This window comes from Chelatococcus sp. GCM10030263 (assembly GCF_042666455.1).
Taxonomy (GTDB): Bacteria; Pseudomonadota; Alphaproteobacteria; order Rhizobiales; family Beijerinckiaceae; genus Chelatococcus.
In genome coordinates, this window is sequence record NZ_JBHTDB010000003.1 from 443,862 (window position 1) to 458,163 (window position 14,302).

The 14,302-nt window shown below is 67.2% G+C and carries 12 protein-coding genes; 6 read left to right on the forward strand and 6 right to left on the reverse strand.

The window, feature by feature from the left end:
* Positions 1–35 precede the first annotated feature (35 nt).
* The 5 genes from ACFQU1_RS06710 (at position 36) to ACFQU1_RS06730 (ending at position 6,775) form a co-directional block, all read left to right on the forward strand.
* A complete protein-coding gene (locus ACFQU1_RS06710) occupies positions 36–803 on the forward strand; it encodes a FadR/GntR family transcriptional regulator (protein ID WP_378130594.1) in 768 nt (255 codons plus the stop codon).
* Between the two features lie 78 nt (positions 804–881).
* Complete coding sequence (locus ACFQU1_RS06715) at positions 882–1,856, forward strand: substrate-binding domain-containing protein (RefSeq protein WP_378130596.1); 975 nt, start codon at positions 882–884, stop codon at positions 1,854–1,856.
* A gap of 52 nt (positions 1,857–1,908) precedes the next feature.
* Entirely contained in the window at positions 1,909–3,792 is a 1,884-nt protein-coding gene (locus ACFQU1_RS06720; protein ID WP_378130598.1) for a sugar ABC transporter ATP-binding protein, read from the forward strand.
* 20 nt (positions 3,793–3,812) lie between these two features.
* The gene (locus ACFQU1_RS06725; protein ID WP_378130600.1) at positions 3,813–4,808 is read left to right on the forward strand and encodes an ABC transporter permease; all 996 of its coding nucleotides are present in this window, start codon (positions 3,813–3,815) and stop codon (positions 4,806–4,808) included.
* Between the two features lie 32 nt (positions 4,809–4,840).
* Positions 4,841–6,775, forward strand: a complete 1,935-nt coding sequence (locus ACFQU1_RS06730; protein WP_378130602.1) for a hypothetical protein — start codon at positions 4,841–4,843, stop codon at positions 6,773–6,775.
* A gap of 33 nt (positions 6,776–6,808) precedes the next feature.
* Here ACFQU1_RS06730 and ACFQU1_RS06735 read toward each other — a convergent pair whose 3' ends face one another.
* On the reverse strand, positions 6,809–7,678 hold the full coding sequence (locus tag ACFQU1_RS06735) for a LysR family transcriptional regulator (RefSeq protein ID WP_378131594.1): 870 nt from the start codon (positions 7,676–7,678) through the stop codon (positions 6,809–6,811).
* Between the two features lie 131 nt (positions 7,679–7,809).
* Here ACFQU1_RS06735 and ACFQU1_RS06740 point away from each other — a divergent pair, with 131 nt between their 5' ends.
* Positions 7,810–8,367, forward strand: a complete 558-nt coding sequence (locus ACFQU1_RS06740; protein WP_378130604.1) for an NUDIX hydrolase — start codon at positions 7,810–7,812, stop codon at positions 8,365–8,367.
* Here the strand turns inward: ACFQU1_RS06740 and ACFQU1_RS06745 are convergent.
* Genes ACFQU1_RS06745 through hutI form a run of 5 tightly spaced genes read right to left on the reverse strand, consistent with a single transcriptional unit; the run spans position 8,362 to position 14,234 of the window.
* The gene (locus ACFQU1_RS06745; protein ID WP_378130607.1) at positions 8,362–8,931 is read right to left on the reverse strand and encodes a HutD family protein; all 570 of its coding nucleotides are present in this window, start codon (positions 8,929–8,931) and stop codon (positions 8,362–8,364) included. The two genes, ACFQU1_RS06740 and ACFQU1_RS06745, sit on opposite strands and share 6 nt — an antisense overlap.
* Positions 8,932–8,934: 3 nt before the next feature.
* Positions 8,935–10,608, reverse strand: a complete 1,674-nt coding sequence (gene hutU / locus ACFQU1_RS06750; protein ID WP_378130609.1) for a urocanate hydratase — start codon at positions 10,606–10,608, stop codon at positions 8,935–8,937.
* Positions 10,609–10,616: 8 nt separating this feature from the next.
* Positions 10,617–11,441 carry an N-formylglutamate deformylase gene (gene hutG, locus ACFQU1_RS06755; protein ID WP_378130611.1) on the reverse strand — a complete coding sequence of 275 codons (825 nt, stop codon included), beginning with the start codon at positions 11,439–11,441 and terminating at the stop codon, positions 10,617–10,619.
* Between the two features lies 1 nt (position 11,442).
* Positions 11,443–12,978 (reverse strand): histidine ammonia-lyase, encoded by a 1,536-nt coding sequence (gene hutH / locus ACFQU1_RS06760; RefSeq protein WP_378130613.1) that lies wholly within the window; start codon positions 12,976–12,978, stop codon positions 11,443–11,445.
* Entirely contained in the window at positions 12,975–14,234 is a 1,260-nt protein-coding gene (gene hutI, locus ACFQU1_RS06765) for an imidazolonepropionase (protein ID WP_378130615.1), read from the reverse strand. Before hutI ends, hutH begins: the two co-directional genes overlap by 4 nt.
* Between the last annotated feature and the right edge of the window lie 68 nt (positions 14,235–14,302).

Below are 14,302 nucleotides of genomic sequence, written 5' to 3' on the forward strand. Positions count from 1 at the left end.
CGACCAGTAGGACAGCAACGCCGGCCAGCTGAGACATGAGTGCGCGTAGGAACGAACGGGTTTTACCGGCGCTGGTCCCGAGCTTTCGCTCGGAGATCGCCAAGCATACGGTCCGGGAGAGGATCAGCGACAAGCTGGCCTCGCTCATCGCGTCCGGCATTCTCCAGGTCGGCGACGAGCTGCCGGGCGAGCGGGAACTTGCCGCCCTCCTCTCGGTCAGCCGCGAGACGGTGCGCGGCGCCATTCAGAGCCTGGCCGCAAAGGGCGTAGTGGAGGTGGTGCAGGGGCTCAGGACGCGTGTCGTCCGGGCGGATATCGACAGCTTGAAGATCGGCGTGACCAGTCCGAGCGCCATCAACAGCTATGATCTCGATTCCGTGCACCATGCGCGGCTCCTGGTCGAGCGGGCGGTCGTGGCGGACGCCGCCGCACGGATCGACGACGACACGCTCGCGCGGCTGGAGCGCTCGCTCGTCATGCAGCGGAGCACGATGGCGGACCCCGTCCACTTCCTGATCTGCGACCGCGAGTTTCATGTCGCGGTCTATAGCTGCGCGGGCAACCAGCTCCTCGCCGCCTTCGTCGTCGACCTCTATACCTACATGCTCGACCATCGCCGGGCAGCGATGTCGTATCCTGGCGCGATCGAGAAGAGCTACGAGGATCACTTGGCGATCATGCAGGCTTTGCGAACGCGCGATTCTGAGGCGACCGTCGCGGCTTTCGGCCGCCACATCGAGCGGATCTATACGACGACCCTGTCGATCCTGAACGAGCGCGACGAAAAGCCGAGACAAAGCTAAATGCTCGCCCGATTGCCTGCGGGTCGCTAAGAGGGCAACAAACCAGCCGGAACGGTCCGGTCCAGTGGAGGAAACGTGATGAAAAGACGCTTGGTTGTTCAAACGATGGCAGCCCTTGCCCTGACCATCGGGCTCGGCACGGGGGGCGCGCAGGCCCAGAATAAGGAAATCGTCTATCTGACGCCCGGCCTCGATCTGCCCTTCTGGCGCTATCTGTCGAAGGGCGTCGAGTCGGTCGCCAAGAAAGAGGGCTACGGCTACCAGGCGCTCGATTCGCACAACAGCGCCCAGACGCAGCTGAAGAACGCCCAGGACGCGATCGCCCGCGGCGTCGCCGGCATCATCATCTCCCCGACCGATTCCTCGACGGCCCCGAGCGTGCTGACGCTCGCCGCGCGCGCCAAGATCCCGGTCGTCATCGCCGATATCGGCACCAACAGCGGCGACTATGTTTCCTTCATCATCTCCGACAACAAGGAAGGCGCCCATGGCGTCGGCAAAGCCCTCGCCGAGGCCCTGAAGGAGAAGGGCTGGACCGACGGCTCCTTCGGACTCATCACCATTTCCCAAGCCCGCAAGAACGGCCAGGCGCGCACGGCGGGCTTCCGCGAGGCCATGAAGGAAGCCGGCATCACCAAGGAGGCGGGCCTGCAGCAGATGCAGTCCTACACGGCCGACGAGACCTTCAAATTCACGCAGGACATGCTGACCGCCAATCCCGATATGCGCAGCATGTTCATCCAGACCGACCAGCCGACGGTTGGTGCGCTCAGGGCTATTAAGGCGGCGCGCCGCGATGGCACGCTGCTGGTCGCTGCCTTCGACGGCATCCCGGACTTCATCGACCTTCTCAAGAAGGGCGAGATCGTCGCCTCCGGCATGCAGCAGCCCTATCTCATGGGCGTGCGTTCGGCCGAGGCCATGTTCACGCATCTGAAGGGCGGCAAGCCCGAGAAGGAAATCCTGGTGCCGATCGTCGTGGCAACCAGCAAGAACATCGACCAGATCCTGCCGACCATCAAGGAAACCGTCTTCGCCAACGAAGTGCAGTAACGGGCTCCGGCCGGCCGGCATCAACCGGCCGGCCGGGCATCGGCATGGCATCATGAATCCTTCAGGCTCCGTCCTGCTCGAAGCGCAGGACATCACCAAGAACTTTGCCGGCACGAAGGCGCTCGCCGGGGCTCGCCTCACGCTCAATGCGGGAGAGGTGCATGCGCTCCTCGGCGCCAACGGCGCCGGCAAGTCCACGCTGTCGCGCGTCATCTCGGGCCATGTGCGCCGCGACGGCGGCACGATCAGTTACAAGGGCCGGCCGCTCGATCTCAAATCACCGCGCGAGGCGCTCGATGTCGGCATCGCCATGGTGATGCAGGAGACGAGCCTCGCGCCGGACCTCTCGGTGCTCGAGAACATCTTTCTCCCGCGGCTCGGCCAGCCGGGGTGGCTTTCGCGCGCGGCCATGCGGCGCGATGCGGCTGCGATCCTTTCCGAGCTCGGGCAGGACCATGGGCTCACCCTCGACGTGGAGGTGCGCGAACTCTCGGCCGCGCAGCGACAGCTCGTCGAGATCGCCAAGGCACTCGCCCTCGAATCCGAGCTCATCATCTTCGACGAGCCGACGGCCTCGCTCAGCCCCGGCGAGGTCGAGCGGCTGTTCGAGATCATCACCCGGCTCAAGGCGTCGAACCGTGCCATCGTCTTCGTCTCGCACCGGCTCGAGGAAGTCTTCGCCATCACCGACGTCATCACCGTCATGCGCGAGGGCCGGACGGTGGCCGCCTCGGTGGAGACGCGCTCGCTCAGCCAGACGGACCTGATCCGCCTCATGGTCGGGCGGGAGCTCGGCGCCATCTATGCGGAGCCGGCAGAAGCGGAGGCCGCGCGCGGCGCGCCGGTTCTCTCCGTGCGCAGCCTGAAATCCCCGCCCCTTGTCCGCGACGTGTCCTTCGATCTGCACGCCGGCGAGATCCTCGGCCTCGGCGGCCTCGTCGGCGCCGGCCGTTCGGAGACGGTCGAGGCCATCTTCGGCCTGCGGCCCCGCGCCGGCGGCACGCTGACGCTCGCGGGAAAACCCTTCGCGCCGCGCAGGCCGGCCGAGGCGATCCGCGCCGGCATCGGCCTCGTCGCCGAGGACAGGCGCAGCCAGAGCATCGTGCCCGACCTGTCGGTGAAGGAGAACCTGCTCCTCGCCCATCTCGGCCGGCACCGCGGCTTCGGCCTCGGCTATGGCCGGCTGCAGACAAAGATCGACGAGCTGCTCGCCCGCCTCGAACTTCCCGCCCATCGGCTGATGGACGACAGCCTGCTGAACTTCTCCGGCGGCATGCAGCAGAAGATCATCATCGCCCGCTGGCTGCTGCTCGAGCCCAAGGTGCTGATCCTCGACGAGCCGACCAAGGGCGTCGACATCGGCACCCGCTCGTCGATCTACGCCATCCTGCGCGACATCGCGGCGGCCGGCACGGCCGTCATCGTCATTTCCTCGGAATTCGAGGAACTGCTCGGGCTGTGCCATCGCATCATCGTCATGAGCGACGGCGCGTCCATCGCCGATGTGCCGAGCGCGTTGCTCGACGAGGAGAAGCTGACGCTCCTGGCGGCCCCGCGCAGTTCCATGGAGCGCAACCAGCGGCTCCTCGATGCGCTCGCGAGCGAGCATAGGGGCGCCGCCTTCTGGGCGATCGTCGACGACGACCGCGTTTTCTGCCTCAATGCCGTGACCGCCAATGCGGAGGCCGACCCGGCCTTCCACGCCGGCTCGACGCCGCGCTTCGGCGAAACGCGGATCGGCGCGGCGCTCGCCGCCCGCGCGCAGGGCTTCGTGCGCGACCCCGAAAGCGGCTTGTCGAGCCTCGTCGTGGAGGTCAAGAGCCCCCGCGGCCACGATCTCGGCGCCATCGGCCTCGTGCTCGGGCCGGGGCGCGAGCCGCCGCCGGCCGAGGCGATCCGCGACGCCATCGTCGAACAGTTCCGTTCCACCGTGTAGCCTATGAGGACTTGAGGGGAATGACCCTTTCCACGCAAACGAGGTCCACGCCCGTGACCGGCGCCTCCTCCCCTTCGCGCCTCAAATCGCTCGTCGGCCGGCTCGAAGTGCGGATGATCGGGCTCGCGCTCCTCATCGCGATCGCGTTGTCCTTCCTGTCGCCTTACTTCCTGACGACGGCCAATCTCCTCAACTTGCTCGACCAGTCGGTCGTGGTCGGCATCGTCGCCATCGGCATGACCTTCGTCATCCTGACGGGCGGCATCGACCTCTCCGTCGGCTCGGTCGCGGGCCTCACCGGCGTCGTCCTGGGGCTCACGCTGCAGCAGTTCGATATCCCCGTCTCGATCGCGCTCGCGATCCTGGCGGGCGCCGGCATCGGTCTCTTCTCCGGCGTGCTCGTCGGCTATTTCGGCCTGGCCGCCTTCGTCGTCACCTTAGGTGTGATGGCGATTGGCCGCAGCCTCGCCTATATCTTCTCGGGCCAGACATCGATCACCAATATCCCGCCCGAGCTCAACAACATCGTCTATACGAGCGTCTTCGGCATCCAGTCGAATGTCTTGACCCTGCTCGTCCTCTATGCGCTCGCCTGGTATTACCTCACCTATACCAAGGGCGGCCGCACCATCTACGCGGTCGGCTCGAACCAGGAGGCGGCGCGCACGGCCGGCCTCAACGTTCTCCTCTACAGCATCCTGCCCTATGTGATCTCCGGCGCCCTGACGGCCATCGCCGCGGTGATGACATCGGCGCAGATCCTTTCCATCGACCCGCTCGCCGGCAACGGGCTCGAACTCGACGCCATCGCCGCCGTCGTGATCGGCGGGGCCAGCCTTTATGGCGGCCGCGGCACCATCATCGGCACGCTCATCGGCGTCTTCATCATGGTGATGATCCGCAACGGCCTCAATCTCATGGGCGTCTCGCCCTTCTGGCAGGGCTCTGCGATCGGCGGCATCATCATCGCCGCCGTGCTCGCCGAACGCCTGCTCAGCCCCAAAAGCCGTCACTGAAGGCCGCCGCCGACCGCCCGCAGGAGCCTGCCATGACCGACGCCCCATCCCGCGCCCTCCGCCTGTTCGGAACGGAGGAGCCCGTCACGCCGCCGCGCCTGCTCACCGCCGGGCCTCTCACGGCTGAGCTCGAGGCCGGCAACCTGCGCTACATCCGCTTCGACGGCATCGAGATGATCCGCGCCGTCTCCTTCATCGTCCGCGACAAGAACTGGGGCACCTACAACCCGGAGATCAGCAACCTGCTGATCTCCGAGGACGACGAAGGTTTCTACGTCTCCTATGACGCGGTGACCCGCGACGACACCCAGGAATTCCGCTACTCGGCCGTGATCACCGGCAAGCCGGACGGCACGCTCAGGTTCGAGGGCAAGGGCCAGGCCGCCACCGAATTCCTGACAAACCGCACCGGCTTCGTGGTGCTGCACCCCGTGGCCGGCGTCGCCGGTCATCCGGCGCGCGTCGAGGATGTCGACGGGGGCATCACCGATACGGCCTTCCCCGACATCATCGACCCCGTGCAGCCGATGATGAACCTGCGCGCCATCACGCATTCCTTCGCGCCGGGCGCCTCGGTTACCTGCCGCATGGACGGCGACACCTACGAGATGGAGGACCAGCGCAACTGGACGGATGCCTCCTACAAGACCTATGTGCGCCCGCTCGCTTTGCCCTGGCCCTACCGGCTCGCCGCCGGCGAGACGCTGGACCAGGCGGTGACACTCACCGTGAGCGGCGCACCGCGTGCCGCCACAGCAGGCGGCGAGGCCGTCACCGTCCGGCTCGGCGCAGCCGCCGGCACGGCGCCGACGCTCGGCATCGCGCTTGATCCGGACGAGGCGGAGGCGGCGGTTGCCCGCGCCGAAGAGATCGGCCGCGCCAAGCTCTCCCATCTCGTCTGCCATTACGATCCGCGCCGTGGGCATGACCGCACGCATCTCGTCCAGATGCTGCAGGTAGCGAAGCGGATCGGTGTCACGCCCTGGCTCGAGGCGATCATCGCCGAGGTCGACGGCTTCCAGGAGAAGATGGCGGCGCTCGGCGATGTCGTGCGCGCCCTCGGCTCGCCCTTCCCCGTCGTGCTCGTCTCGCCGGCGCCGGACCTCAAATGCACTTTGCCGGGCAGCCCCTGGCCGCCCTGCCCGCCGGCCGACGAGCTCTTCCGCGCCGCCCGCGCGGCCTTCCCGATGGCCCGCCTCGGCGGCGGCATGTTCAGCTATTTCACCGAGCTCAACCGCAAGCGCCCGCCGTCCGATCTCCTCGATTTCGTGAGCTTCACCACCTCGGCGCTCGTCCATGCCGGCGACGACCGCTCCGTCACCGAGACGCTGGAGGCCCTGCCCTATATCGCGCGCAGTGTGCAGAGCTTCATCGACGGCCGGCCCTTCGCCGTCGGCCCGAGCGCCATCGGCATGCGCGACAATCCCTATGGCGCCGACGTCATGCCCAATCCGGGCAATATCCGCCAGGCCATGAACCGCAACGACCCGCGCCAGCGCGGCTTGCTCGGCGCGGCCTGGAACCTCGGCTATTTCGCCCATTTCGCCTATGGCGGGGCGAGTGCCGTCACCCTCGGCGGCGCGGTCGGGCCCTTCGGCCTGATGCATGCGCCGATGCCCTTCCCGCAGCCCTGGTTCGATGGGCGCGGCGGGCTTTTTCCGGTCTTTCACGTGATCGCCGGCCTGACGCGCCTCGCCGGGCAGCCGCTGCGGCAGGTCGAGATCTCGCGCCCACACGAAATCCAGGCGCTCGCCGTCGAAAGCGAGACGGGCACGGAGATCTGGCTCGCCAATCTCACCGGCGAGCCGCAGCGCGTGGCGCTGGAGGGGGCAACGGCCGGCGAGATCGCCGTGCTCGACGCCGCCCGCTTCACCGAGGCGGCGGGCACGCCCGACATCCTGGAGCGCAGGCAGCCGCTCAGCGGCGCGGTCGAGCTCGATGCTTATGCGGTGGCGCGGGTGAGATAGTCGGCCTCATCCCGCGGCGAAGCCTGATCCCCCTCACGCCGCCTGGCGCTGGCGGGTAAAGCCGTTGCGGATGTGGCGGGCGAGTTCGGCGACCGCCGGCGCCATCTCGCGCTGCGGCAGGTGCAGGTTGATGCCGAAGGGTGGCAGCGACGGCAGGCCGAGCTCCGGCGGCAGGATGTCGAGGTCCATCGGCACGGTGAAGGCGAGCAGGGTCGTGACGGCGAGATCGGCACGCACCATCGCGCTGGTCGCATCGAGGCTGCCGCTCTCGAACATCGTCCGCCAGTCCCGCTCATGCTCGCGAAGCGCCGCCAGCACGGCGGGCCGGAAGGCGCAAGTCTCCGCCGCCAGCGATACCGGCAGCGGCGTGCGCAGATGGGCGGAGCCGCCCTTGGCACCCACCCAGACGAGCCGCTCAACGGCGAGGCATTCTCCTCGCGAGAGCCCCGCGGGCTCCTCGGCGAGGGCGAGATCGAGCTCGCCCCGGCCGAGCGCCTCGATGAGGTCGGGCGAGGTGGCGCAGACGAGTGACACCTCCACCTGCGGGCATGCCTCGGCATAGGCCTTCAGCACGGGCGCCATCGCCATGCCGGCGAGATCATAGGGCACGCCGAGGCGCACCCGCCCGTCCATGCGGTCCGACGTCATGGCGGCCCAGATCTCGTCGTTGAGCGCGAGCATCCGCCGCGCCTTGCCGAGCAGCCGTTCCCCCGCAGACGACAGCCTGATGCTGCGCCGCTCGCGCACGAAGAGCTCCGCGCCCAAGAACTCCTCGAGCCGCGCGACATGCTGGCTGACCGCGCTCTGCGTGAGATTCAGCGCATTGGCGGCGACCGTCATGCCGGCATGATCGGCCACCGCGACGAAGGTTCTGATGAGGGCGATGTCGATATTGCGTGCCATAGGCGCATTATGCACCCTAATGCTCGCTGCTGACAATATGCAGATTCGTGATGCGTGCGGAGCAGCCCTTCCGAGTCCGCTATAGCCCGCCATGATAGTGTTCGGCTCAAGTATGGGGACGAGGGGAAGAAATGGTCAAACCCTGGACCGTCAGCAGCACGCGCATCACTTACCAAGACCGTTGGCTGACCGTTCGCTCCGACGGATGCGTGAAGCCGGATGGGAAGGTGCTCGACCCTTTCCATGTTCTCGTCAATCCGCCCTGGGTCTGCATCATCGCGCTCTCTGAAGCGCAGGAGGTCATCCTCACGCGTGAGTATCGGCACGGCGCGGGCATCGTCGCCACCGGGCTACCAGGCGGCGGGCTCCTTCCCCGCGAGGATCCGGCGGCAGGGGCAGCTCGCGAGCTCGCGGAGGAAACCGGCTACACCTGCGCGATTTGGCGTGAGCTCGGGCGGGCCTACGCGAATTGGTCGAACCACACCAATGAAATCGTCTTCATGCTCGGGAGCGGTGCGGCCCTGACCACGACCCAATCTCTGGACGAGGGCGAGGAAATCGAGGTCGTCGTCGAGCCCTGGCGCGAATATATGCGCCGTCTCACGGCCGCGCCGGCCCAAGCCTTTCATCTTGCCGCCGCGTTCCTCGCCGACCGCTTTTTGTGCGAGCAAGCTGCAGGCCGCTCATAAGCCGCGCAATTCGATCAGGAATGCCGCTCCCTCACCCGAGACGCGGACGCTGGCCTGCATCTCCGGCTCGATCACAAGGCAATCCAGAGGACCGAGTGCCAGAGACACTTCCCCTTGTCCAACATTCAGCCCGCCTTCCGCGCACAGCAGCAACCGCAGCGCGGAACTCGGCTGCAGCGTGAGCGGGGCCTCCACCCGCCGAACCGTATGCGCATAGCGGCCGCGGCGTGTCATCACATTGAGATCCGTGATCGGGCCGTCGATGAGCCGCGCCTTCGTCGGCACGTCCGCCGGAAAGGCATGCGGCGGCGACGAGCGATCGAGCACCACCTCGCCCTGCCCTTCGATCGTCAATTCCATGCCGGCGCCGGAGAGGACCGACAGCGTCCGGTCGATCTCCGGAAAAATCGAGAACGGTCCGTCCGTGGCGACGCTCGCCATGCTCACGCGCCAGGTGAAATCGCCAAGCGCCGCGTCAGCTGGGAAGACGGCGATCTCGACCGTCTCCCCGCCGCCGTTCTTCCACGGCATGCGCTTGTGATCGGCGGCGCGCAGGATCCGCATGGCTCAGTTGCCCAGGATGCCAGGCAGGCGCAGCCCGCTTTCCTTGGCGCAGTCGACGGCGATGTCGTAGCCCGCATCGGCATGGCGCATGACGCCGGTCGCCGGGTCGTTCCAGAGCACGCGCGCGATGCGCCGGTCGGCATCCTCCGAGCCGTCGCAGCAGATGACCATGCCGGCATGCTGCGAAAAGCCCATGCCGACGCCGCCACCGTGGTGCAGCGACACCCAGGTCGCGCCGGAGGCCGTGTTGAGCAGCGCATTGAGCAGCGGCCAGTCGGAGACGGCATCCGAGCCGTCCTTCATGGCCTCCGTCTCGCGGTTCGGCGAGGCGACGGAGCCGGAATCGAGATGGTCGCGGCCGATGACGACCGGTGCCTTCAATTCGCCGTTGCGCACCATCTCGTTGAAGGCGAGCCCCAGCCGATGGCGGTCGCCGAGCCCGACCCAGCAGATGCGCGCCGGCAGCCCCTGAAAGGCGATGCGCTCGCGCGCCATGTCGAGCCACTTGTGAAGGTGGGTATTGTCGGGCAACAGCTCCTTCACCTTGGCGTCGGTGCGGTAGATGTCGTCCGGGTCGCCGGAGAGCGCCGCCCAGCGGAAGGGGCCGATGCCACGGCAGAAGAGCGGGCGGATATAGGCCGGCACGAAGCCCGGAAAGGCGAAGGCATTCTCCAGCCCCTCGTCCTTGGCGACCTGGCGGATGTTGTTGCCGTAGTCGAGCGTCGGAATGCCGGCATTCCAGAAGGCGAGCATCGCCTCCACATGCTCGCGCATGGAGGCGCGTGCCGCCTTCTCCACCGCCTTCGGGTCGCTCTCGCGCCTGGCCTTCCATTCGGCGATGGTCCAGCCCTTCGGCAGATAGCCGTTGATCGGATCATGCGCCGAGGTCTGGTCGGTCACGATGTCCGGCCGGATGCCGCGCCTCACCATTTCGGGCAGGATTTCCGCCGCATTGCCAAGGAGGCCGACGGATTTCGCCTCGCCGGCTTCCGTCCAGCGGGTGATCATCGCCATAGCCTCGTCCAGCGTCTCGGCCTTGGCGTCGAGATAACGGGTGCGCAGGCGGAAATTGATCGAATCCGGATTGCATTCGACGGCCAGGCAGCAGGCGCCGGCCATAACGGCGGCGAGTGGCTGCGCCCCGCCCATGCCGCCGAGGCCGCCGGTGAGGATCCACTTGCCCTGGAGACTGCCCCCGTAATGTTGGCGCCCGGCCTCGACGAAGGTCTCATAGGTGCCCTGCACGATGCCTTGCGTGCCGATATAGATCCAGGACCCGGCCGTCATCTGGCCGTACATGGCGAGCCCCTTCTTATCGAGCTCGTTGAAATGGTCCCAGGTCGCCCAATGCGGCACGAGATTGGAATTGGCGATCAGCACGCGCGGCGCATCCTTGTGCGTACGGAACACGCCAACCGGCTTGCCGGATTGGACGAGCAGCGTCTCGTCCTCCTCGAGCGTCTTCAGCGTCGCGACGATGCGGTCGAAGTCGTCCCAGGTGCGCGCCGCCCGGCCGATGCCGCCATAGACCACGAGCTCGTTCGGATTTTCCGCGACATCCGGGTCGAGATTGTTCATCAGCATCCGCAGCGGCGCTTCAGTCGTCCAGCTCTTGGCATTGAGCGCGGTCCCGCGCGGCGCGCGGATCGTGCGGATGTTGTGGCGGGGATTGGTCATCGCGGCTTTCATTCTGCGGGGTGGTTCTTGGTGCGTGATGCGAGATCGAGCGCGATCTGCTCGATGTGAGTCAGGAGCTCTTTGAGGTGAACGCGCAGCCGCTCGGCCTTCGCCGCGTCATAGGCGAAGGGCAGCGCTTCCGTCGCGAGATGGGTCGATTGGGCGAGCTCCATCTGGAGCGCATGCATGCCCTCTTCCGGCCGCCCGTAATGGCGGGTGGTCCAGCCGCCCTTGAAGCGGCCGTTGAGGATGCTGGTGTAGCCCGCGGCGGAGGCGGTTATGTCCACCACCGCCCGTTCGATCGCCGGATCGCAGGTTTTGCCCCCATCCGTGCCGATATTGAAGTCCGGCAGCTTGCCCTCGAAAAGGAAGGGGATATGCGAGCGGATAGAGTGGCAGTCGTAGAGCACGACCACCCCGTGGACCTTCTTCACGCGTTCGATCTCGGCCGAGAGCGCCGCATGATAGGGGGCGTGGAAGTCCCGCACGCGCTGGGTGACATCGGCCTCGGTCGGCGCCTCGCCGTCCTTCCAGATCGGCAGGCCGTCGAAATCCGTGCCCGAAATCAGGCCGGTCGTGTTCTGTCCTGGATAGAGGCTCGAACCTTCCGGGTCGCGATTGGCATCGATGACATAGCGGTGGAAGGTGGCGCGCACGGTCGTCGCGTCGGCAAGCAGCCCGTCGTAGAGCCTGTGGATATGCCAATCGGCATCGGCCAGCGTGCGGCCCCTGTCGTTCAGCCGCTCCCAGACGGGCGCGGGAACGTCGGTGCCGGTATGGGGAAAGCCCAATATGACGGGCGAAGCGCCGCGCCGGATCTCGACAAGACTCATTTCAAAGCTCCAGCTTGGGCAGGATGCCGTCCGACACGGAAGCGCCGAGCGCGCCGGAGGCGACGAGCCGGCCTGCCGCTTCGAGGTCGCCGGCCATGAAGCGGTCCTCCTCCAGCGCGGTGACCGCCGCGCGGATGGTGGCGATCGCCTTCGTGAGCTCCGGGCTCGTCGCGAGCGGTGCTCGCAGCTCAACGCCTTGCGCGCCCGCCAGCGCCTCGATGCCGATGATGCCGAAGAGGTTCTCGGTCATGGCGATGAGGCGCCGCGCGCCATGGCAGGCCATAGAAACGTGATCCTCCTGGTTGGCGGAGGTCGGCGTCGAATCGACGGAAGCCGGATGCGCCATCTGCTTGTTTTCCGACATCAGCGCCGCCGAGGTGACCTCGGCGATCATCAGACCGGAATTGAGCCCGGGCTTTTTCGTCAGGAAGGGCGGCAGCCCGTAGGAGAGCGCCGGGTCGACGAGCAGGGAGATGCGGCGCTGGGCGATGGCGCCGATCTCGCAGACGGCGAGCGCGATCTGGTCGGCGGCGAAGGCGACCGGCTCCGCATGGAAATTGCCGCCGGAGACGACGGCACCATCCAAGAGCACCAGCGGATTGTCGGTGACCGCATTGGCCTCGATCGTCAGCGTGCGGCCGACCGCCCGCAGAATATCGAGGCAGGCTCCGTCGACCTGCGGCTGGCAGCGGATGCAATAGGGATCCTGCACGCGCTCGTCGCCGGTGAGGTGGCTCTCGCGGATCGCCGAGCCGGCCAGCAGCGCCCGCAGCGCAGCCGCCGTGTCGATCTGGCCTTTGTGCCCGCGCAGCTCATGGATCTCCGGATGGAAGGGCGCGGAGGAGCCCATGGCGGCGTCGGTCGAGAGTGCCCCGGTGATCAACGCAGCCTGCACGGCCCGGTGGGCGCGAAAGAGGCCGGCGAGCGCGAGCGCCGTCGACACCTGCGTGCCGTTGATCAGCGCCAAGCCCTCCTTGGCCGCGAGCACGACCGGCGCGAGGCCGGCCTTGCGCAATGCCTCGCCGCCTGGAAGGGCCTCGCCCGCGAAGGAAGCCTCGCCCTCGCCCATCATCACCGCGGCCATATGGGCGAGCGGCGCGAGGTCGCCGGAGGCCCCGACCGAGCCCTTTTCCGGAATGACGGGGGTGACACCCCGCTCCAGCATGGCCTCGATCAGCCGCACCAGCTCCAGCCGAACGCCGGAAGCGCCGCGGCCGAGCGAGATCAGCTTCAGCGCCATGACGAGCCGCACGATCGCCTCGGGAAGCGGCGCACCGACCCCGCAGCAATGGGAGAGGATCAGGTTGCGCTGGAGCGTCGCCACGTCAGCGGCGTCGATCGTGATGGAGGCGAGTTTCCCAAAGCCGGTATTGATACCGTAGACCGGCTCATCACCGCCGGCGATGCGGGCGATCTGCGCCGCGCTCCATTCGATCGCCGCGTCGCAAGCGGGATCGAGCCGCACGGGCGTGGCGTTCCAATAGATTACGGCGAGGACATCGAGGCCGACCGCCCCCGGCGCCAGGACGAGGGTCATGGCGCGACCCTCGCGCCTTCGAAGACCCGGCAGGCGAGCGGATTGAAGCCGATGCGGTAGACGAGCTCGGCCGGCCGGGCGATATCCCAGACGGCGAAATCGGCGGATTTGCCCGCCTCCAGCGTGCCGGTTTCGGCGAGCAGGCCGAGTGCGCGTGCCGCCTCGCGGGTCACGCCGGCAAGGCATTCCTCAACCGTCAGGCCGAACAGCGTCGCGCCCATGTTCATGGCGAGGAGCAGCGATGTCAGCGGCGAGGTGCCGGGGTTACTGTCAGTCGCCAGCGCGATATGGGCGCCCGCCTCGCGCAGGGCGACCACCGGTGGGGCCTGTTTTTCACGCAGCGCATAGAAGGCACCGGGCAGGAGAACCGCGACCGTCCCGGCCGCCGCCAAGATCTTGGCATCGTCCGCGGAAAGATATTCCAAATGATCGGCTGACAAGGCGCCGTAGGAGGCCGCCAGCCGCGCGCCGCCGAGATTGGAAAGCTGCTCCGCATGCAGCTTCACCGGCAGCCCGAGCGCCTTCGCTCTGTCGAAGACGCGGGCGATCTCCTCCGGCGAGAAAGCGATGCCCTCGCAGAAGCCGTCGACCGCATCGACCAGGCCCTCGGCATGGGCGGCGTCGAGGCCCGGCAGCACCACGTCGGTGATATAGTCGCCGTTGCGGCCCTTGTAGTCCGGTGGCGTCGCATGGGCGGCGAGCCAGCTCGTGACGACGCGCACCGGCCGGATCTCGGCGAGCCTGCGGGCGGCCCGCAGCATCTTGAGCTCGCCCGCGATGGTCAGGGCATAGCCGGACTTGATCTCGATGGTCGAGACGCCCTCGTCGAGCAGCGTATCGAGCCGTGGGAGCGCTTGCGCGACGAGCTCGTCTTCGGACAGCGCATTCGTCGCCTTGACGGAGGAGACGATGCCGCCGCCGGCCCGCGCGATCTCTTCATAGCTCGCGCCTGTGAGGCGCATCTCGAATTCCATGGCGCGATCGCCGCCGAAGACCAGATGCGTGTGACAATCGACGAGCGCCGGGGTGATCCAGCGGCCGCCGCAATCGACGGCCTCGGCGTCGTGAAATTCGGCCGGCAGGCCGTCCTCCGAACCGACGAAGGCAAGACGCCCACCGGTAATGGCGATCGCACCGCGCTCGATGATGCCGAGCCCCGGCGCATCCCCGGCCAGCGTGGCGATGCGCGCGTTGCGCCATAGGCGACAAGCACCTTCCGGACCGGATAAAGGCTTTGCGAAATCGTTCCTGGGCATCAGCTTTCGCCTTTCCCTTGATGAAGAACATGTATATACATATTAGCCTGAGTGACAAGAGGAAAATT